The following is a 20,213-nucleotide window of genomic DNA, read 5'->3' as shown; positions in this document are numbered from 1 at the left end:
GACGAATTAGCCATTGAATTGCTCTAATGATCTGGATATAGTGTACAATGGGAAAGCGAATATGACCTTACTGAATAATAAGTTCGATTAAGCGAGGAACATGTGATGACTGAGGTGCAGCAAGGCAAATACGGCGTTTCCGTAACGCTGGTGAGTGTGCAGGGCGGCGGGCGGAATGTAGTGCAGGCAGCAGGAGAGGCTACGGCCAAGGGGCAGTCGCTGTATATCCGTTATGAAGAAATGCAGCCGGGCCCGGAGGGAAACGAGGTATCTGTCCGCAACACCCTGAAGATCACAGAGGGCGGCCTTAAGCTGATCCGTCACGGCGGAGTCCAGTCGGAGCAGTCTTTCGAGCCGGGACAGCAGCTGCCGGGATTTTACCGCTCGCCTTATACACAGTTTAATCTTACAACCGACACCCGGAAGCTCGATATCAAGCGCGATGGACGATCGCTTGCCGTCTCGTGGGAATATGATCTCTACGTATACGGTGAGTTATCAGGACAGTTCGCTATAAGTTTGAATATACAGGAGGAACCACAATCATGACACAAAGTTTAAATCCGCTCCAGCTCGCCCACGAACGGGTGAAGGAGGCCATTGCTGAGGCCATTGTCGCAGCCGGCCTGGTCTCCCGGGAAGAGCTGCCCGCCATTGTGCTGGAAGTACCTAAGGACAAGGCTCATGGAGATATGGCTACCAATGCCGCTATGCAGCTGACCAAGATTGCCAAGCGGAATCCGCGGCAGATTGCCGAAGCCATCATAGAGCATCTGGATACGGGCCGCGCTTCTATTGAGAAGGCGGAAATTGCCGGACCGGGCTTCATTAACTTTACTTTATCCAAAAGCTATCTGTATCCCGTCATTGCGGCAGTAGCGGCGCAGGGTGAGGATTACGGACGTGTGGCTATCGGCCTAGGGCAGCGCATTGAAATGGAGTTTGTCAGCGCGAACCCGACCGGCAGCCTGCATCTGGGACATGCCCGCGGTGCCGCTGTCGGCGATGCGCTCTGTAATGTGCTGGATTACGCCGGGTATCATGTGACCCGGGAATACTACATTAATGATGCCGGCAATCAGGTTGCCAATCTGTGCAAATCGATTGAGACCCGCTACCTGCAGGAGCTGGGCCAGCAGGCCGAGATGCCGGAGGACGGCTATCACGGGGAAGACATCAAAGGCTTCGCTAAGGAGCTTGTAGCCGAGAAGGGTGATTCCCTGCTTGAGATGACTCCCGGCGACCGGGCGGCCTTCTTCCGTACTTACGGGCTCACGAAGGAGCTGGACAAGATCAAACGCGATCTTACCTCCTTCCGGGTGAACTTCGATATCTGGTTCAGCGAAACCTCACTCTACGAGAACGGTGAAGTGCTGCGTTCACTGGATGAGCTGCGCGAGCGCGGCGAAGTCTATGAACAGGAAGGCGCAACCTGGCTGCAGACGACCAAATACGGTGACGACAAGGACCGCGTGCTGATCAAGAATGACGGTACCTATACGTACCTGACTCCGGACATCGCTTATCACAGTGATAAGTACGGCCGCGGCTACGATAAAATGATCAACATCTGGGGTGCGGACCACCATGGTTATATCCCGCGGATGAAGGCTGCGATGTCAGCGCTCGGCAATGATCCCGAGAAGCTGGTTGTCCTGATTGCGCAGATGGTCAGCCTGTTCCAGAACGGCGAGAAGGTTAAAATGTCCAAACGGACCGGTAAAGCCGTGACCATGGAAGACCTGATGGAGGAAGTAGGCATTGATGCGATCCGTTACTTCTTCACAATGCGCAGCATGGATTCCCATCTGGACTTTGACATGGATCTGGCGATTTCGACATCCAATGAGAACCCGGTCTTCTATGTGCAGTACGCGCATGCACGGATTTGCAGCATCTTCCGCCAGGCGGAAGAGCAGGGAATTGTAATCCCTGATTACAGCGAGATTGATTACAGCAAGCTGACAGCCGCGCATGAATATGATCTGCTCCGCAAGATCGGTGAGCTGCCTGCGGAAATTACCGTTGCAGCCGAGAGCTATGCTCCGCACCGCCTGATCCGTTATGTATATGATCTGGCTTCGCTGTTCCACAGCTACTACAAGGCTGAGCGCGTAATCACTGAGGATGCCGCCCAGACCGTAGCCCGCCTCGCCCTGCTGGGCGCTGCACGCACGACGATTGCGAACGTCCTGCGCCTGGTTGGCGTTACCGCACCGGACCGGATGTAGGCCCGGATTATAATGCAAAGCACCGCCCCTGTAACCGGGGGCGGTGCTTTTTGGTGGGCCGGCGCGCCTGCCGGGCGGCGCGAACGGCGCCGTGCCTACGCCTGCGAAGCGGCGGCGGTCTTGGCCACCGCGCCGCTGCCGCTGCCGCTGCCGGCGCGCCTTGCCCGGGCGCCTGCGCGCAGCAGGCGCAGCGCATCGGCCGCGCCGCCGCCTAGGGCTGCGCGGCGCTGGCCCTTGCGCAGCCGCACCGGCGTGGCCGTGCGGCGCAGCAGCTGCTTTAGCTCGCGGGGCGTCAGCCCCGGGCGGAGCGCAAGCAGCAGGGCCGCGGCACCGGTGACATGGGATGTCGCCATGGAGGTGCCGCTCATCTCTTTGTACCCCTCCCGCAGCCAGCAGGAGGGGATGCCCTCGCCAGGCCCGTACGCATCGATGTACGGGCCGCGGTTGCTGAAGGCGGCGACGCGCTGCCTTCTGTCAAGGGCGCCTACGGCAATTGTCTCCGGATAGCGCGCGGGGTAATCCCCGCCGCGCTTGCCGTCGTTGCCGGAGGAGGCGATGATGGCAATCCCGGCCCGGTAGGCCTTGATTACCACATCGTGCAGTGCTTTGCTCCGGGTCTTCATCCCGAAGCTCATATTAATGATATCGATCTTGTTCTGGACGCACCAGTCGATCCCGAGGACAATATCCGACACATAGGCTGAGCCGCTGTGGTCAAAAGCCTTAACCGGATAAAGCAGCGCCCTTGGGGCTACGCCCATCATGCCGCGGGTGCCTCCGGCTGCCGCCAGTGTCCCGGCAATATGGGTGCCATGCCCATTGTCATCGAGCGGCATCATGCCGCGGTTCAGCAAGTTAACTCCGGAAGCAAGCGTATGCTTCAGATCGGGATGGCGAAAGTCCACGCCGGTGTCAATTACGCCGATTTTTACATGAACACCGGTGGATCTGGACCAGGCCTGGGGGGCGTGAATCGCTTTAACCCCCCAGGGAATCGCGGCGGAGCTGCTCTTATCAGCGGAGAGCGAGTGCACCTGAATCCGGTGATCTTCTTCTATACATAGGGAGCCGGCATAGCGGTCCATCAGCCTCTCTGCCCCGGAGACAGGAACAAAGAAGGCCCGGATCAGTGTAGATACCTGAACCTGCCGCAGGCCGGGTGTTTTGGTCTTCAGTGACTTCCACTGTGACAGTGCTCCGGCATACATGCGGGGGTCATGGAAGGTCACAATGCGCCGCTGCGCATTTTTGGGGGCAGCCGATATTTCTTCAAGCAGCATCTGCCAAAATCCGTAATAATCCATAGGTTACGCCGTCCCCTCCTCGGTGCCGTGCTGCCATATAGTATGAAGGGAGGCGGAGGGCCGAATGGGAACTTGCCCTTTTTTAAGTAAATGGGCTGCCCATCGTGTCAAAAACCGGGGGATCACATAAAATAAACAGAGGGAACTGTGAGGCTCCCTTTGCAACATCCCGTAAGGAGCCGATCCTTGGCGTGGATACAGTCATGTGCGGAGGGATTCCCCTCCGCCTTTTTTAAAAATAAGCATTTATATGTTTCACATAATAACTTATCCTTCTATCTCTCGCTGAAACGGTACCCTCCTTAGAAAGGACGGCCAAGCCGTTTCCACTTGATAAATAAGAAATCAGAGCTTCCGCTATACCCGGCATACCGCTTCAGCCCAGGCTCTTCCATGATTTGCTGTAATAGACTTGCATTTTGTACTCAAATAGGTTTTACTTAGGTTTGTTAATGGAAATCATGAATGAAGCATGGACTGAATGTGAACAATGCGTGAGAGGAAGTGTCCTTTAGTGAGTACGCCACTCAATTTAAAGTTGGACCCTGAGAAAGTTAAAGAAATGCCGATGGTAGACCTGGCTTTCCTGGTGCTTAAGGCAGCCAATACGCCTTACTATTACCGTGACCTGATGGTTGAGGTAGCCAAGCTGCGCGGTATGACCGATCAAGAAAGCCAAGATACGATTGCACAGTTATATACCGAGATCAACATTGACGGGCGTTTTGCCTGTGTTGGAACTAATCTGTGGGGCCTGAAGCGCTGGTACCCTCTGGAACGCTCCGATGACCCTGTCGGCAACACCAAGCGCGTGCGCATCATTAACGATGAGGACGACGATTTGGAAGATGACGACTTTGCGGAAGAAGAAGAGAATTACTCTGCCGAGGAAGAGGATTTCGATGCGATTGATGAAGATCGTGACGACCTCTATTCTGACGACGACAGCGAAGAGGAAGTTGACGAGGATGTTGTCATTGATGAAGACGACATTGACGAAGACGATGTCGACGATGAGGATTCCGAGGAAGACGAATCAGGCGATGCGGATGAAGAGGACGACAACGACAATTATTAAATTAGTGTTACCTGAGGGTTAAATCGTCCCTTGACACGGGCGGGACCGTCAGAGTAAACTATTGCATGGGCTTATAATGAAAGTTAATATTTTTTCTAAAATAAAAAGTGCCCCCGGTTCTACGGGTGTCACTTTTTTGTTTTTTTAGATGCCATAAACCTGCATTTTTCCAGGATTCCGGAAATGCCGGTCTTTAAGTTTGGCGGATGGAAGCAACTTTTGGGTTCCCCGGTTTGATGATGGAAAAAAGGGTTACGATAAGCAACAAGCGTCCCCTGAATTTCTGGACTTTATTTAGGAGGGTTTTACAGTGACAAAGTATATTTTTGTAACGGGTGGCGTTGTGTCTTCCCTGGGCAAAGGCATCACTGCCGCTTCGCTGGGCAGACTGCTCAAGAACAGAGGTCTGAAGGTAACGATCCAGAAGTTTGATCCTTACATTAACGTAGACCCGGGAACGATGAGTCCTTATCAGCACGGGGAAGTATTTGTAACCGATGACGGAGCAGAGACTGACCTGGACCTCGGACACTATGAGCGGTTTATTGACATCAACCTGTCCAAGAACAGCAACGTAACGACAGGCAAAATCTATTCCTCCGTAATCAGCAAAGAACGCCGCGGCGAATACTTAGGCGGAACTGTTCAGGTAATCCCGCATATCACGAATGAAATCAAGGAACGGGTATTCCGCGCCGGCCGTGAGACCGGTTCGGATGTAGTCATTACGGAAATCGGCGGTACAGTCGGTGATATCGAGAGCCTGCCGTTCATGGAAGCCATCCGTCAGATCAAGAGCGACATCGGCCGGGAGAATGTGATGTACATTCACGTAACCCTCATCCCATACATCAAGGCTGCGGGAGAAGTGAAGACCAAGCCGACACAGCATAGTGTGAAGGAACTGCGCAGCATCGGAATTCAGCCGAATGTGATTGTCTGCCGTACAGAATATCCGCTTACTGACGATATGAAGGCCAAGCTTGCCCTGTTCTGTGATATCGATAAGAATGCCGTTGTGGAATGCCGTGACGCTTCTACGCTGTACGAAGTTCCGCTGAATCTGCGCGATGAAGGCCTGGACGAAATTGTGGTCAATCATCTGAAGCTGACTACACCTGCACCGGATATGCGTGAATGGGAGAGTATGCTGAGCCGGATTCAGCAGCTTGAGCGTACCGTAGAGATTGCCATTGTAGGTAAATATGTGGCACTGCATGATGCCTATCTGAGTGTAGTCGAATCCCTTTCGCATGCCGGTTTTGCCGCTAATGCAGAAGTGAAGATCCGCTGGGTAGATGCAGAGCTGGTTACTGATGAGAATGTGGACGAGCTGCTGGGCGGCATTGGCGGAATTCTGGTTCCGGGCGGCTTTGGTGACCGGGGAATCGAAGGTAAAATCTCTGCTATCCGCTATGCACGCGAGCAGTCCATTCCATTCTTCGGAATCTGCCTCGGTATGCAGGTATCTGTAATCGAGTACGGCCGTTCTGTGCTTGGACTGGCAGGTGCGAACAGCTCCGAGATCGATGCGGCTACTCCGCATGCGCTGATTGACCTCCTGCCGGAGCAAAAGGATATTGAGGATATGGGCGGCACGATGCGTCTTGGCCTGTATCCGTGCAAGCTTGCGCCGGGGTCCCTTGCTATGTCCTGCTACGATGATGAACTGGTCTACGAGCGCCACCGTCACCGGTATGAGTTCAACAACGCTTACCGTGATGAAATGGAAAAAGCAGGACTGGTCTTCTCCGGAACCTCCCCGGACGGCCGTCTGGTGGAAATTGTCGAGCTGCCGGGACATCCTTGGTTCCTGTCGGTGCAGTTCCATCCGGAATTTACTTCCCGTCCGAACCGTCCGCAGCCGTTGTTCCGTGAATTTGTGAAAGCTTCGCTCACGCATTCCGAACAGCTGTAAACTGAATTGATTGTACAGGCCTGCAGGGCCTCGAATGCTTAAGCCTCCTTCGGGAGGCTTTCTTTTTTGATATTATGCTTTAGCAAAAATTATCCCTGTATGGCCGGAGTGCTGCCAATTAATGGAGAAGTCCTTTATATGGCATAGATTTACGCATTTTAACCAATTAGCAGGATTTTGGCTGCAAAGCACGAATAATAGGTTTCGATAGACTAAGTTGAAGCGGGGCCGTTAGCTGTGAGAGAGCGCGGTATAGACAATCTGCCTTAAATTGTAGGAGGGTATCGAATGGAAAAAAAGAAAGTGTTAATCGTGGATGATCAGAATGGGATCCGGATTCTCCTCATGGAAGTGTTCAATAGTGAAGGTTATGCCACCTTTCAGGCAGCTAACGGTAAATTAGCGCTGGATATCGTCCGTAAGGAATCGCCGGATATGGTTCTGCTTGATATGAAAATCCCCGGAATGGACGGGCTGGAGATTCTTAAGCATCTGAAGGAGCTCAACCCGGCCATAAAAGTAATAATGATGACTGCCTACGGAGAGCTGGATATGATAAAGGAAGCGACCAAGCTGGGAGCCCTGATGCATTTTACCAAGCCGTTTGATATCGATGAAATGCGGGTGGCTGTCAATATGCATCTTCATAATAAGTCGGTAGATCAGTGCAGCTAGCCTAACAATCCCTGGTTTGGGCAAGTCCTGTTATGGATACGCTAAGGAAGAAAAGCCCGGTTTATATGCAGGCTGGCTGAATATCGTCCCACCGGGACATTTTTTTGTGTACCCTATTTAGTATTTGACACAGGATGTGCTATAATAGGCCTGTATGTGATGTCGGCTTATATAAGCAACCCAAACATTTTAGGAGGATTGAAACCATGCCATTAGTATCTATGACAGACATGTTAACCAAAGCACTTGAAGGAAAATATGCAGTTGGCCAGTTCAATATCAATAACCTGGAGTGGACTCAAGCGATTCTTGCTGCAGCAGAAGAAGAGAAGTCCCCGGTAATTCTTGGTGTATCCGAAGGTGCAGCCCGTCACATGGGCGGATTCTACACTGTTGTTAAGATGGTTGAAGGTCTTATTCATGACATGAAGATTACTGTTCCTGTATCCATCCACCTGGATCACGGTTCAAGCTTTGACAAGTGTAAAGAAGCAATCGATGCCGGATTTACATCCGTAATGATCGACGGCTCCCACCACCCGATCGACGAGAACATTGAAATGACCAAGAAGGTTGTTGACTATGCTCACGCTAAAGGCGTTTCTGTAGAAGCTGAAGTGGGTACTGTAGGCGGACAGGAAGATGACGTTATCGGCGGCATCCAATACGCTGACCTTAACGAATGCGTACGCATCGTAAAAGAAACTGGTATCGACACACTGGCTCCTGCACTGGGTTCCGTACATGGTCCTTACCTGGGCGAACCAAACCTTGGATTCAAGGAAATGGAAGAAATCCGCGATGCGGTTAACCTTCCGCTCGTTCTTCACGGCGGTACTGGTATTCCATTGCACGATATTCAGAAATCCATCTCCCTGGGTACTTCCAAGATCAACGTTAACACCGAGAACCAAATCGCGTTCGCTAAGGTTGTCCGCGAAGTTCTGGCTGCTAAACCTGATGCTTACGACCCGCGTACATTCATCGCACCAGGCCGCGAAGCTATCAAGCAGACTGTTATCGGCAAAATCCGCGAGTTCGGTTCCAATAACAAAGCTTAATTTTTTTACTGCCGCGTAATGGGACAGGTTATTTTTTGCTGCTCCCGTGAATATCTTGACCGGAGAGCCTGCTTTATGGCAGCGCGTGTCCGCACAAGAAATCGTATTTCCTCAGAAACGGGTGCCGTCCTCGAGTTAGGGCGGCGCAGCCGTTTCTTCTTCACAATCAGAATTATATGATTTCGGGGTCCCCGCAAAGTACCTGAATCATCATCTGAGCCCAAGCCTCACTTTGCGGGGATATCTTCCAATATCCTATACTTCTCGCTGCTCCGGATGCCGTCCCTTGGAGGATGTGTGTCAATTCCACTTCTATTCATTAGCAGTACTACAAGCCACAGCTGGTATTGCCGGACTAACTGCAATACATGTAGGGGGAACCTGATAAATTTATGGAAAAATTAATGATTGGCGGCGGACGTCCGCTAGAGGGCGTTGTAACCATCAGCGGAGCTAAGAATAGCGCAATTGCGCTTATTCCTGCAGCGATTTTGGCGGAATCTGAGGTTGTGCTGGATAACCTGCCTGCGCTTAGCGATGTGGCCGTGTACTCCGAAATTCTGGAGGAGCTTGGCGCAAGTGTCTCGTGGACAGGCAGTCAGATGAGAATTGACCCTTCCCGCATTGTATCTATTCCTATGCCCAACGGACCGGTCAAGAAGCTTCGTGCCTCTTATTATATGATGGGTGCACTGCTGGGCAGATTTAAAGAAGCTACTATTGGCCTTCCCGGCGGCTGTAATTTCGAGCCCCGTCCGATTGACCAGCATATCAAAGGCTTTGAGGCGCTGGGAGCAACGGTAACCAACGATCACGGCTCTATTCACCTGTATGCCAAAGAACTGCGCGGTGCGAAGATTTATCTGGATGTATCCAGTGTTGGAGCTACAATTAACATTATGCTGGCGGCCTCACGTGCCAAAGGCTCTACAATTATTGAAAATGCGGCTAAAGAGCCTGAGATTATAGATGTAGCTACCTTGTTAAATTCGATGGGCGCTGTGATTAAAGGCGCCGGTACCGAAACGATCCGGATTGAAGGGGTAACGGAAATGCACGGCTGCCGCCATTCCATCATTCCTGACCGTATTCAGGCTGGAACATACATGATTGCCGCCGCAGCAACGCGGGGTAATGTGCTGATTGATAACGTGATTCCCAAGCATCTGGAGGCATTAACCGCCAAGCTGCTGGAAATGGGAGTAGATATAGAAGAACTCGATGAGAGCATCCGGGTTATCGGCAGAGCGAAGTACCAGCATGCCGATGTCAAAGCGTTAATCTACCCCGGCTTTGCCACGGATTTGCAATCCCCTATGACGAGTATGCTTACTCAGGCTGAAGGCGTTAGTGTCCTCAGTGATTTTGTATACAGCAACCGGTTCAAGCATGTGCCTGAATTAGTCCGCATGGGCGCCAAGATCCGGGTGGAAGGACGTTCCGCTATTATTGAAGGCGGCAAGCTGAATGCAGCGAAGGTCAAGGCTGCCGATTTACGTGCCGGCGCAGCACTCGTTATTGCCGGACTTACTGTAGAAGAAGGCGTTACGGAAGTAACAGGCGTAGAATATATCGACCGCGGTTATGACAACCTCGTAAGCAATCTGCGTAATTTAGGTGCCGAAGTCTGGCGCGAGCACGAATAATTAATCTACCCGCTGACTGGAAGGGGTAATATTTGCATACAAACTGCATATCTCCTTCCATTTCGGGTAATCCTATCCTAATAGGTGTTTTGCTAGACTCATATTTTGCCCGGACATATACCCGGATGAACTTATTATAAAAATTGAATAGGTGGTTATCACACATGGATCTTCAAATTTCCGATCTGGAAGAAATGAAGCTGACCGAGCTGTATAAGCTGGCCAAGAAATACCAGATCCCTTATTACGGAACGCTGAAGAAGCGGGAGCTCATCTTTGCTATCCTGCGGGCGCAGGCAGAGCAGAGCGGTCTTATGTTTATGGAAGGTGTCCTTGAGATCCTGCCGGAAGGCTACGGTTTCCTCAGGCCGATTAACTACCTGCCAAGTGCGGAGGATATCTATATATCAGCTTCGCAGATCCGCAAGTTTGATCTTAGAAGCGGAGACCTGGTATCCGGGAAATGCCGGACACCCAAAGAAAATGAACGTTACTTCGGATTGCTTCAAGTGAATGCCGTTAATGGTGAGAATCCTGCAAGTGCTGCTGAACGGCTGCATTTCCCGGCTCTTACACCTCTATATCCACAAGATAAGCTGCCGCTTGAAACATCCCCTGCCCATTTATCTACCCGTATCATGGATTTGCTGGCTCCTGTAGGCCTGGGACAGCGCGGTTTGATTGTAGCACCTCCAAAAGCAGGAAAGACGCTCCTCCTGAAAGAAATAGCCAACAGCATCTCCACTAATAATCCTGAGATTGCCCTCTTTGTACTGCTGATTGATGAACGTCCCGAAGAAGTAACGGATATGCAGCGCTCTGTGAAGGGTGAAGTAGTAGCTTCTACGTTCGACGAGCTTCCGGAGAACCATATCAAGGTAGCAGAGCTTGTGCTGCAGCGAGCGCTGCGTCTGGTAGAGCATAAGAAGGATGTCGTAATTCTGCTGGACAGTATTACCCGTCTGGCCCGTGCCTACAATCTGGTGGTTCCGCCGTCCGGCCGGACACTTAGCGGAGGGATTGACCCTGCTGCGTTCCACCGCCCTAAGCGTTTCTTCGGTTCGGCACGTAATGTGGAAGAGGGCGGTAGCCTGACTATTCTGGCTACGGCACTGGTGGATACCGGATCGCGTATGGATGATATTATATATGAGGAATTCAAAGGCACCGGGAATATGGAGCTGCATCTGGATCGCAAGCTGGCAGAACGCCGGATCTTCCCGGCGATCGATATCCGCCGTTCCGGTACCCGCCGCGAAGAAGTGCTGCTTAGTAAGGAAGAATTGGATACCATTTGGTCTATCCGTAAAAATATGAACGAATCTTATGACTTTGTTGAAGGCTTCTTGAAAAAACTGCGTGACAGCAAGACGAATGCCGAGTTCCTGGCTTCTTTTGATGCAGCCGGCAATAAGGATTCTTCTTCAGCCAGCAGTACAGCGAGCAAAGGCGGAACCTCGAACAGTGGTTCAGCTGCACGCCGTACTACACGTCCCAAAGCACCTACAATGCCTACAACCTGAGAATAGATAGCAAAATAACCCCACAAAGTGCAGTCTTTTCATGAAGCTTACTCAGGTACTTTGCGGGGCCCCGGATATATATAAATTTTATAAGGTCAAGAGGAGACTAACATGTATTTGGTATATGCCGATGAGCAAGGAAAAGTATATGATCATCCCGAGCTGTATGCACTCGCCCGCAGCGGGGATATGATTGTTGAGATACTGGAGGAAGAACTGATTCCGCTGCCTGAAGGAGCTACCCTTGTCGGGCTGCCCTGCACCCGGGCGGTAGGGATGAATCCTGAGACTGGTGAAATGCTGCCGCTTCCGGAGGGCTTGCAAGCTGTGGGTGCCTTATTGCCGCAGGGATTTACACGTCTGTGTCTTCCGGGTTACATCAAGACAGACAAGTCGTATAAGCTCCCGCTCTTTGGATATTCAGCTGTAGTATGGAAGGATGGCGGCTTCTATGTAGCTGCTGATCCTACCGATGATACGGAGAAATGGAATCCGCTCAACTGTGACCGCGGCGATGTGGAGATTGGTGTAGGTGATCTGACTGCCAAGTACCCGGAGAACCGTCTGTATGAACATTTGTCCAATTGTGCGCTGGAATATGAATGCCTTACCTCATCCAATACCTTTTTGGGCCGCTGGGAAGGTGCAGTCCCGGTATCTTACTCCTGTAATGCAGGCTGCTTCGGCTGCATCTCCGAGCAGCCTGATGACAGCGGATTTGTCTCTCCGCAGACGCGGATGAACTTCCGTCCTACGGTGAATGAGGTCTCACAGGTGATGCTGGAGCATCTCCAGACACCGGAGTCGATCGTAAGCTTCGGGCAAGGCTGTGAAGGTGAGCCGTCTACCCAGGCGAAGCTGATCATCGAGTCGATCCGTGAAGTGCGGTCTGTCACGGATACGGGCTATATTAATATCAATACCAACGCGGGATTAAGTGATCATATCCGCGGCATCGTCGATGCAGGCCTGGATCTTATGCGCGTCAGCACGATAAGTGCGCTTGATGATCATTACAACGCGTACTACAAGCCCCGCGGATATACACTGGCTAATGTAGAGAAGTCTCTGAAATATGCGGCATCGCAAGGCGTATATACTTCCATTAACTATCTCATCTTTCCGGGTGTCACCGACCGTGAAGAGGAGATTGAGGCGATGGTCGAATTTATCAGGCGTACAGATGTTAAGCTGATTCAGATGCGTAATCTGAATATTGACCCTGAGAGCTATCTGGAGCTGATTCCTCCGGCCCGGGGCGAGATTCTGGGAATGAAGACAATGCTGGAGATCTTCCGCGAGGAACTCCCTGACGTAGTAATCGGCTCGTTCACCCATGTTCCGCCTGCAGAATTAGCCCGCGCCAAGCAGCGCAGCGTCCACTTGTAGCTACCGGACAGAGTGCGTTCAACCTATTGCAGTGCCTGGGGGTTCCATGCTAGAATGTAGCTTGCGTAATCATATAACTCTAGGCCCGCATGAGGCTTAGGGCGTGAGAGGTGAGATTATAATGAACACAACAATCCAACCCAAGTACAATGTAACTAAGGTGACCTGCGCTTGCGGCAACACTTTTGAAGCCGGCTCTGTTAAGCAAGAGCTGCGCGTTGAAATTTGCTCAAACTGCCATCCGTTCTTCACTGGCAAGCAGAAGTTCCTGGATGCCGGCGGCCGCGTAGACAAATTTAAGAAGAAATATGGTATTTAATTATATTGCCGCTTAGCGGCATCAGGCTGAGACCCCGGCTTTAATGCTGCAGGGGTCTTCTTTTCATATCCTGCCATAATAATTTGCGGAAATACCATGAGAGACAACCGTTTTCATAAGCAAGGTTGATTTTTGCCCGGCTGTAGGCTATACTTATCTTCGCCGTGCTAGACGGGGAGGTAGCGGTGCCCTGTAACTCGCAATCCGCTGTAGCGAGGTTGAATTCCTGTTAGAGGTGCTGTCGATGTGAGGCCTTGGTTCCTATGGGCTGTGTTGACGGCTTGGTCCTCCGCAATGAGTGCTTGTGAACCTGGTCAGGTCCGGAAGGAAGCAGCCATAAGCGAGTTTACTCTTGTGCCGGAGGGTAGCCTGGCCCGAGCAGTTTTGTAGGGTTGCCGCTTGGATCGCAGCCATCAATAACAGGTGCACGGTTTAACATACGATTAATGATAGCGTCTTTGCTACAAGCGAAGATGCTTTTTGTTTTTTTGCTGAAAGTGATATTGTCCTCATTGCATGTCGAAGCCGCTTCTGCTTGGTCAAAGACTGGGGAATATAGTATAATAAATTAGCGACAAATGCCGGAAAGCGGCAGCCTGAGAGAGGGTAATGCATAGTGGAACATATCGCGCTGTACCGTGCCTGGCGGCCGCAGTCGTTTCAAGATATGGTAGGGCAGCAGCATATTATCCAGACACTGCAGAATGCGATCCGTGAACAGCGGGTCTCTCATGCCTATCTGTTCAGCGGCCCGCGGGGAACCGGGAAGACGAGTGCTGCCAAAGTGCTCGCCAAAGCGGTCAACTGCGAGCGGAGTTCAGGTCCTGATCCCTGTAACGAATGTCCTTCATGCCTGCGGATAACTGCGGGCAATGTGATGGACGTTCAGGAGATTGACGCGGCCTCCAACCGGGGCGTTGAAGAGATTCGCGATTTGCGGGATAAGGTGAAATATGCACCTACCGAAGTACGCCGTAAAGTGTATATTATTGATGAAGTGCATATGCTGACAACAGAAGCATTCAATGCACTGCTTAAGACGCTGGAAGAACCGCCGCCGCATGTAATGTTTATTCTGGCGACAACGGAGCCGCATAAATTACCGGCCACCATCATTTCACGCTGCCAGCGGTTTGACTTCCGCCGGGTATCCCTGGAGGAGCAGACGGGCTGGCTGACAGACATTTGCCGGAAGGAAGGCATTACTGCGGATGCGGATGCACTTCAGTATATTGCCCGTCTGTCTGACGGGGGGATGCGGGATGCGCTAAGCATTCTGGACCAGATCTCGTCTTTCACTGACGGGAACGTGACGTATCAGCAGGTGCTGGGAATGACGGGCGGAATTGCTTCAGAGCAGTTTGCGCGCCTGGCTACCGCGATCCTTGAAGGGGATATGGGACTTCTGCTGGAGCTTGTTGAGCAGCTGATGCATGAGGGCAAGAGTGCAGATAAATGTCTGGAGAACCTTTTATATTATTTCCGTGATTTGCTGATGATTAAGATGGTGCCGGGAGCTGATCAGTTAACAGACCGTGTTCTGAACCCGGCTGAGTTCCGTGACATGGCGGCGCGCTTCACCCGTGACCGGCTGTTTCAAATTGTAGAGACGCTTAGCCGTTATCTTGGTGAGATGAAATACGCTACTCACCCGCAGACGCTGTTTGAAGTGGCGCTGATGAAGCTGTGCAGCACCCAGGAAGAGATTGCCCCTGCGGCCGGTTCTCCGGGTATACATGCTGCTCTGCCGGAAGCGGGGCGCGTTGCCCCGCAGGCAGATTCCGGTGAACTGGAGCAGCTCAAGCGCCAAATTGCCGCGCTGGAGAAGAAGCTGGAGCAGGCAATTCAGGCGGGAGGGGTTGCCGGTGGCGGCCGCGAGCAGGCGGCGCCGCGGCAGGCTGCTGCGCCAAGTGCGCCGCGGGTATCATCGGCCTCTAAACTTCCTCCGCAGCTGAACAAATTCATCGCCGGTAAGGACAGCGCTGATTTCAGTGCCGTATATAAGCAGTGGAGCCATGTTCTTCAGGGTGTGAAGGAAGAGAAAGTAACCGTCCATGCCTGGTTTGTAGATGGAGAGCCGGTAGCCATGATGGAAGATGCGGTTCTGGTAGCCTTCAAGAATACAATTCACCGTGATACAACGGAGAAGCCGGCTAACAGGCAGGTCATTGAGCATGTAATGGCTGCCAAGCTGGGTAAGCCTTACCGGCTGGTGACTATGATGATGCGTGACTGGAACGAGGCCGCAGCGAAGCCGGTAACCAAATCTGGTACGGAAGAGCTGCGTCTGGAGCATGAGCACGAAACGGCAGAAGCAAAGCCCGAACCATGGATTGACGAGGCGATCCAGCTCTTTGGAGAAGACCTTGTTGTCATAAAGGAATAAAGCCCCAAGCATATTAGCGCAGATAAGCGCATTCCAAAGGAGAGACGTTGTATGAATAATATGAACCAAATGATGAAGCAGGTTAAGAAAATGCAGGAGCAAATGCTTAAAGCACAAGAGGAGCTGGGCAGCAAGACAATTGAAGGTTCATCCGGCGGCGGCGTGGTTACTGTCCAAGTAAATGGTCATAAGAAACTGCTGTCCATTCAGATTAAACCGGAGGTTGTTGATCCGGAGGATATCGAAATGCTGCAGGATCTGGTAATCACTGCTGTTAATGATGCTCTTACCCAGGCTGAAGAGTTGGCTAACAACGATATGGGTAAATTCACCGGCGGAATGAAGATCCCTGGCTTATTCTAGGCGTACTCCACTCCCGACCAAAGGAGACCCATTACTTTGTACTATCCAGAACCGCTAGCCAAGCTAATAGATGCCTTTACGCGTTTACCGGGAGTAGGTCCAAAAACAGCTGCCCGTCTGGCCTTTCATGTGCTGAATATGAAGGAGGATGAGGTGATTGATTTCGCCAAAGCCCTGGTCAGCGTTAAGCGTAATCTTCATTATTGCTCGGTCTGCTGCAACATTACTGATACCGATCCTTGCCGGATTTGCCAGGACAAAACCCGTGATGCTTCGGTCATCTGTGTCGTCCAGGAATCCAAGGATCTGGTGGCCATTGAACGGACCAAGGAGTTTGACGGCTACTACCATGTGCTGCAGGGGGCTATTTCACCAATGGAAGGTATCGGGCCTGATGATATACGCCTTAAGGAGCTGCTGACAAGACTCAGTGATGAGCGCGTGAAGGAGCTGATTATGGCGACCAATCCTAACATTGAGGGGGAGGCTACAGCCATGTATATTTCCCGTCTTGTCCGTCCGTTTGAGATTAGGATCACGAGAATAGCCCATGGCTTGCCTGTGGGCGGCGATCTCGAATATGCAGACGAGGTAACCCTGTCCAAAGCGCTGGAAGGCCGCCGTGAGCTGTTCTGATTGTTCTGTAATTGAATTTATAGTTTAGAGGAGGCCCTGAAGGGTCTCCTTTTTTCATTGCGCTCCTGCAGGAGATGAAGCGGCGGTGCTCTTATTGCCTGTTGAAGATGCTGATGAAAGCCGGCTAAGTTGATCCTGCATTTTATGGTTCTAAGTTTGTCCCTCTTCCGATATGTATGAGATTAGCGGTTGTGACATGGCGGATGCTTCCGCAGTTAATGATACAGGGGGGATTATAATGGGATGGTGGAATACCAGATGGCTGGGCAGAGATATAGAAGGTGAGAGCGGAGGCAAACCGGAAGAAGAGTGGAGCACTGTATATCAGGAGGTCCGCAAAGCGCAATCGGAGTGGGAGCGGGCTTATCTGATGTTTGATGAGGCGAGGGGACAGGACCAGATCGATTATGCCATTTACATTCTGGAGGCAGCAGAGCGCAAATATCAGATTCACCTTAAGCATGCCAAAAGCCTTGGGCTCAACAGAAGCCAGATTCCGCTGTAATAAGAGAATAATTATTAAGGAGGAGAAGAATGCTAAGAACTGTTGCTATGGGAGTGCTGATTGTATCGGGTTTTCTGCTTATAATGACTGTATTTAGAAAAAGGTTAGGCTGGGCATGGCTGAGCATCTTCGGCACACATCTGATCCTGGCTGCAATAGCAATATATGTTGTGAATTTTTCCGGGATTATTACTGATGTGCATATTCCGCTTAATCCGGCAACCATAGGTGCTGTAACGATTCTTGGGTTGCCGGGGGTACTGTTATTATTGGGACTAAAAATAACTCTGCTGTAATGGTTGACATGCAAAGCGGATTCATGATACATTAAGTCTCGGCCCTTTCGACAAGATATCTTACGATAACTTGAAAGAAAGTAAAGCGAAAAAAGAAATTAAAAAAACGCTTGACTAAAACAAGGCCGCTGTGATATATTATAAAGGTCGCTGCTGAGACAAAATGAGCGACAAAAGATGAGACTTTGATCTTTGAAAACTGAACAACGAGTGAGTGAAGAATCACTTCGGTGATTCGAAAAACAGAGAATGCAAATTCTCGTCAGATGTTTCAAAATGAGCAATCGCTCTTTTCAATACAAATTGGAGAGTTTGATCCTGGCTCAGGACGAACGCTGGCGGCGTGCCTAATACATGCAAGTCGAGCGGAGTATTTCCTTCGGGAAATGCTTAGCGGCGGACGGGTGAGTAACACGTAGGCAACCTGCCCTCAAGACTGGGATAACTACCGGAAACGGTAGCTAATACCGGATAATTTCTTTTTTCTCATGGGAGGAGAATGAAAGGCGGAGCAATCTGCCGCTTGAGGATGGGCCTGCGGCGCATTAGCTAGTTGGTGAGGTAACGGCTCACCAAGGCGACGATGCGTAGCCGACCTGAGAGGGTGAACGGCCACACTGGGACTGAGACACGGCCCAGACTCCTACGGGAGGCAGCAGTAGGGAATCTTCCGCAATGGGCGAAAGCCTGACGGAGCAACGCCGCGTGAGTGATGAAGGTTTTCGGATCGTAAAGCTCTGTTGCCAGGGAAGAACGTCCGGTAGAGTAACTGCTACCGGAGTGACGGTACCTGAGAAGAAAGCCCCGGCTAACTACGTGCCAGCAGCCGCGGTAATACGTAGGGGGCAAGCGTTGTCCGGAATTATTGGGCGTAAAGCGCGCGCAGGCGGTCATTTAAGTCTGGTGTTTAAACCTTGGGCTCAACCTGGGGTCGCACTGGAAACTGGGTGACTTGAGTACAGAAGAGGAAAGTGGAATTCCACGTGTAGCGGTGAAATGCGTAGATATGTGGAGGAACACCAGTGGCGAAGGCGACTTTCTGGGCTGTAACTGACGCTGAGGCGCGAAAGCGTGGGGAGCAAACAGGATTAGATACCCTGGTAGTCCACGCCGTAAACGATGAGTGCTAGGTGTTAGGGGTTTCGATACCCTTGGTGCCGAAGTTAACACAGTAAGCACTCCGCCTGGGGAGTACGGTCGCAAGACTGAAACTCAAAGGAATTGACGGGGACCCGCACAAGCAGTGGAGTATGTGGTTTAATTCGAAGCAACGCGAAGAACCTTACCAGGTCTTGACATCCCAATGAAAGCATTAGAGATAGTGCCCCTCTTCGGAGCATTGGAGACAGGTGGTGCATGGTTGTCGTCAGCTCGTGTCGTGAGATGTTGGGTTAAGTCCCGCAACGAGCGCAACCCTTGACTTTAGTTGCCAGCAGGTAAAGCTGGGCACTCTAGAGTGACTGCCGGTGACAAACCGGAGGAAGGTGGGGATGACGTCAAATCATCATGCCCCTTATGACCTGGGCTACACACGTACTACAATGGCCGGTACAACGGGAAGCGAAGCCGCGAGGTGGAGCCAATCCCAGCAAAGCCGGTCTCAGTTCGGATTGCAGGCTGCAACTCGCCTGCATGAAGTCGGAATTGCTAGTAATCGCGGATCAGCATGCCGCGGTGAATACGTTCCCGGGTCTTGTACACACCGCCCGTCACACCACGAGAGTTTACAACACCCGAAGTCGGTGGGGTAACCCGCAAGGGAGCCAGCCGCCGAAGGTGGGGTAGATGATTGGGGTGAAGTCGTAACAAGGTAGCCGTATCGGAAGGTGCGGCTGGATCACCTCCTTTCTATGGAGAATCGTCTTCTGCAATGAAGACATTCAAATCGGAAGCTCAGCTTCCATTAGAACCTTCGGGTTCGAACACTCACTCGTGTTCAGTTTTGAAAGAGCAAACCTCTTTCACATACGTTTGGTGGCGATAGCGGAGGGGTTCCACACGTACCCATCCCGAACACGACCGTTAAGCCCTCCAGCGCCGATGGTACTTGGACCGAAGGGTCCTGGGAGAGTAGGACGCCGCCAAGCGGATAACCAAGTTACTTGGTTCATTCCATAATACAACTGTTATATGGGCTTTTAGCTCAGTTGGTTAGAGCGCACCTCTGATAAGGGTGAGGTCGGTGGTTCGAGTCCACCAAGGCCCACCATATAACTTTTAAGAATTGAATACCCGTTTGGGGTAAATATGGGGCCATAGCTCAGCTGGGAGAGCGCCTGCCTTGCAAGCAGGAGGTCAGCGGTTCGATCCCGCTTGGCTCCACCAATTATCTTTACAAGAGTATATGCAAGAACTTGATCCTTGAAAACTGGATACCGAAACGAATTTGCGTTTTAGAACATTCCTTTAAGCTGAACTTGTGCAAACAAGTTTCAATATTTTAGTAATGCTAAGCGAAGATTTTGGATGATGAAGCGACCTTTGGCTTTGAAGGCAATAACGAGTAGAGCAATCTGCGAGTGGCCTTCAAAACAAGATGAGCGAATCAGCCAAACATCGTAGCGCTGGTTAAGCTAATAAGAGCACACGGAGGATGCCTAGGCGCCAGGAGCCGACGAAGGACGTGGCGAACAACGAAACTGCCTCGGGGAGCTGTAAGCAAGCTTTGATCCGGGGGTGTCCGAATGGGGAAACCCAGCTGTGGTAATGCACAGTTACTCATACCTGAATACATAGGGTGTGCAGAGGCAGACCAGGGGAACTGAAACATCTAAGTACCCTGAGGAAGAGAAAACAATAGTGATTCCGTCAGTAGCGGCGAGCGAACGCGGAACAGCCTAAACCAAGGGGCTTGCCTCTTGGGGTTGTGGGACGTCTCACATG

The 20,213-nt window shown here is 51.5% G+C and carries 16 protein-coding genes, 2 tRNA genes, 3 rRNA genes and 1 other RNA gene (1 of these 22 cut by a window edge); 21 read left to right on the top strand and 1 reads right to left on the bottom strand.

The window, feature by feature from the left end:
* The first annotated feature begins 105 nt into the window (after nt 1-105).
* Nucleotides 106-549: a YwiB family protein gene (locus LOS79_RS24530; RefSeq protein WP_315413049.1), complete on the top strand. Its 444-nt coding sequence runs from the start codon at nt 106-108 to the stop codon at nt 547-549.
* Nucleotides 546-2,231: an arginine--tRNA ligase gene (argS, locus tag LOS79_RS24525; protein WP_315413047.1), complete on the top strand. Its 1,686-nt coding sequence runs from the start codon at nt 546-548 to the stop codon at nt 2,229-2,231. Before LOS79_RS24530 ends, argS begins: the two co-directional genes overlap by 4 nt.
* A 95-nt stretch (nt 2,232-2,326) precedes the next feature.
* Here the strand turns inward: argS and LOS79_RS24520 are convergent, their stop codons facing one another.
* Complete coding sequence (locus LOS79_RS24520) at nt 2,327-3,535, bottom strand: S8 family peptidase (protein ID WP_315413046.1); 1,209 nt, start codon at nt 3,533-3,535, stop codon at nt 2,327-2,329.
* A 514-nt stretch (nt 3,536-4,049) separates the two neighbouring features.
* On the opposite strand from LOS79_RS24520, the gene rpoE reads away from it, so the two are divergent.
* From rpoE to LOS79_RS24425, 19 genes are all read left to right on the top strand, one after another.
* Nucleotides 4,050-4,613 carry a DNA-directed RNA polymerase subunit delta gene (rpoE, locus tag LOS79_RS24515; RefSeq protein ID WP_315413043.1) on the top strand — a complete coding sequence of 188 codons (564 nt, stop codon included), beginning with the start codon at nt 4,050-4,052 and terminating at the stop codon, nt 4,611-4,613.
* Nucleotides 4,614-4,923: 310 nt separating this feature from the next.
* Nucleotides 4,924-6,531 (top strand): CTP synthase, encoded by a 1,608-nt coding sequence (locus LOS79_RS24510; protein ID WP_315413042.1) that lies wholly within the window; start codon nt 4,924-4,926, stop codon nt 6,529-6,531.
* 288 nt (nt 6,532-6,819) lie between these two features.
* On the top strand, nt 6,820-7,206 hold the full coding sequence (locus tag LOS79_RS24505) for a response regulator (RefSeq protein WP_315413041.1): 387 nt from the start codon (nt 6,820-6,822) through the stop codon (nt 7,204-7,206).
* A 206-nt stretch (nt 7,207-7,412) separates the two neighbouring features.
* Nucleotides 7,413-8,267: a class II fructose-1,6-bisphosphate aldolase gene (gene fba, locus LOS79_RS24500; RefSeq protein WP_315413040.1), complete on the top strand. Its 855-nt coding sequence runs from the start codon at nt 7,413-7,415 to the stop codon at nt 8,265-8,267.
* A gap of 392 nt (nt 8,268-8,659) precedes the next feature.
* Nucleotides 8,660-9,913, top strand: a complete 1,254-nt coding sequence (locus LOS79_RS24495; protein ID WP_315413039.1) for a UDP-N-acetylglucosamine 1-carboxyvinyltransferase — start codon at nt 8,660-8,662, stop codon at nt 9,911-9,913.
* Between the two features lie 164 nt (nt 9,914-10,077).
* Complete coding sequence (gene rho / locus LOS79_RS24490) at nt 10,078-11,436, top strand: transcription termination factor Rho (RefSeq protein WP_315413037.1); 1,359 nt, start codon at nt 10,078-10,080, stop codon at nt 11,434-11,436.
* A gap of 111 nt (nt 11,437-11,547) precedes the next feature.
* On the top strand, nt 11,548-12,825 hold the full coding sequence (locus tag LOS79_RS24485; RefSeq protein ID WP_315413036.1) for a radical SAM family protein: 1,278 nt from the start codon (nt 11,548-11,550) through the stop codon (nt 12,823-12,825).
* A gap of 121 nt (nt 12,826-12,946) precedes the next feature.
* Entirely contained in the window at nt 12,947-13,144 is a 198-nt protein-coding gene (rpmE, locus tag LOS79_RS24480) for a 50S ribosomal protein L31 (protein WP_315413035.1), read from the top strand.
* A gap of 162 nt (nt 13,145-13,306) precedes the next feature.
* Nucleotides 13,307-13,575, top strand: an RNA gene (gene ffs / locus LOS79_RS24475) — signal recognition particle sRNA large type.
* 185 nt (nt 13,576-13,760) lie between these two features.
* Complete coding sequence (dnaX, locus tag LOS79_RS24470; RefSeq protein ID WP_315413034.1) at nt 13,761-15,530, top strand: DNA polymerase III subunit gamma/tau; 1,770 nt, start codon at nt 13,761-13,763, stop codon at nt 15,528-15,530.
* A 51-nt stretch (nt 15,531-15,581) separates the two neighbouring features.
* Nucleotides 15,582-15,893, top strand: coding sequence for a YbaB/EbfC family nucleoid-associated protein (locus LOS79_RS24465; protein ID WP_036698884.1), 312 nt, complete (start codon nt 15,582-15,584; stop codon nt 15,891-15,893).
* Between the two features lie 36 nt (nt 15,894-15,929).
* Nucleotides 15,930-16,529, top strand: a complete 600-nt coding sequence (recR, locus tag LOS79_RS24460; RefSeq protein ID WP_315413032.1) for a recombination mediator RecR — start codon at nt 15,930-15,932, stop codon at nt 16,527-16,529.
* A 238-nt stretch (nt 16,530-16,767) separates the two neighbouring features.
* Entirely contained in the window at nt 16,768-17,034 is a 267-nt protein-coding gene (locus tag LOS79_RS24455; RefSeq protein ID WP_315413030.1) for a DUF2508 family protein, read from the top strand.
* Nucleotides 17,035-17,081: 47 nt separating this feature from the next.
* The gene (locus tag LOS79_RS24450; protein ID WP_315413028.1) at nt 17,082-17,330 is read left to right on the top strand and encodes a pro-sigmaK processing inhibitor BofA family protein; all 249 of its coding nucleotides are present in this window, start codon (nt 17,082-17,084) and stop codon (nt 17,328-17,330) included.
* Nucleotides 17,331-17,630: 300 nt separating this feature from the next.
* Nucleotides 17,631-19,178: ribosomal RNA gene (locus LOS79_RS24445) — 16S ribosomal RNA — on the top strand.
* 122 nt (nt 19,179-19,300) lie between these two features.
* A 5S ribosomal RNA gene (gene rrf / locus LOS79_RS24440) occupies nt 19,301-19,417 on the top strand.
* Nucleotides 19,418-19,462: 45 nt separating this feature from the next.
* Nucleotides 19,463-19,539, top strand: a tRNA-Ile gene (locus LOS79_RS24435).
* Nucleotides 19,540-19,579: 40 nt separating this feature from the next.
* Nucleotides 19,580-19,655 (top strand) — tRNA-Ala (locus LOS79_RS24430).
* Nucleotides 19,656-19,896: 241 nt separating this feature from the next.
* Nucleotides 19,897-20,213, top strand: a 23S ribosomal RNA gene (locus LOS79_RS24425); it runs 2,609 nt beyond the window's last position.
* Together the 16S, 23S and 5S rRNA genes with 2 tRNA genes alongside form the textbook arrangement of a ribosomal RNA operon.

This window comes from Paenibacillus sp. MMS20-IR301 (assembly GCF_032302195.1).
Lineage (GTDB): Bacteria > Bacillota > Bacilli > Paenibacillales > Paenibacillaceae > Paenibacillus_AQ.
This window is presented reverse-complemented; position numbering and strand designations above follow the sequence as displayed.

Bases quoted from the DNA above. Each gene is read 5' to 3' on its own strand.
- LOS79_RS24450 (WP_315413028.1), top strand. From the start codon at position 17,082: ATGGGAGTGCTGATTGTATCGGGTTTTCTGCTTATAATGACTGTATTT.
- LOS79_RS24465 (WP_036698884.1), top strand. From the start codon at position 15,582: ATGAATAATATGAACCAAATGATGAAGCAGGTTAAGAAAATGCAGGAG.
- LOS79_RS24530 (WP_315413049.1), top strand. From the start codon at position 106: ATGACTGAGGTGCAGCAAGGCAAATACGGCGTTTCCGTAACGCTGGTG.
- LOS79_RS24455 (WP_315413030.1), top strand. From the start codon at position 16,768: ATGGGATGGTGGAATACCAGATGGCTGGGCAGAGATATAGAAGGTGAG.
- rpmE (WP_315413035.1), top strand. From the start codon at position 12,947: ATGAACACAACAATCCAACCCAAGTACAATGTAACTAAGGTGACCTGC.
- LOS79_RS24520 (WP_315413046.1), bottom strand. From the start codon at position 3,535: ATGGATTATTACGGATTTTGGCAGATGCTGCTTGAAGAAATATCGGCT.
- LOS79_RS24505 (WP_315413041.1), top strand. From the start codon at position 6,820: ATGGAAAAAAAGAAAGTGTTAATCGTGGATGATCAGAATGGGATCCGG.
- fba (WP_315413040.1), top strand. From the start codon at position 7,413: ATGCCATTAGTATCTATGACAGACATGTTAACCAAAGCACTTGAAGGA.
- LOS79_RS24495 (WP_315413039.1), top strand. From the start codon at position 8,660: ATGGAAAAATTAATGATTGGCGGCGGACGTCCGCTAGAGGGCGTTGTA.
- rho (WP_315413037.1), top strand. From the start codon at position 10,078: ATGGATCTTCAAATTTCCGATCTGGAAGAAATGAAGCTGACCGAGCTG.
- LOS79_RS24485 (WP_315413036.1), top strand. From the start codon at position 11,548: ATGTATTTGGTATATGCCGATGAGCAAGGAAAAGTATATGATCATCCC.
- argS (WP_315413047.1), top strand. From the start codon at position 546: ATGACACAAAGTTTAAATCCGCTCCAGCTCGCCCACGAACGGGTGAAG.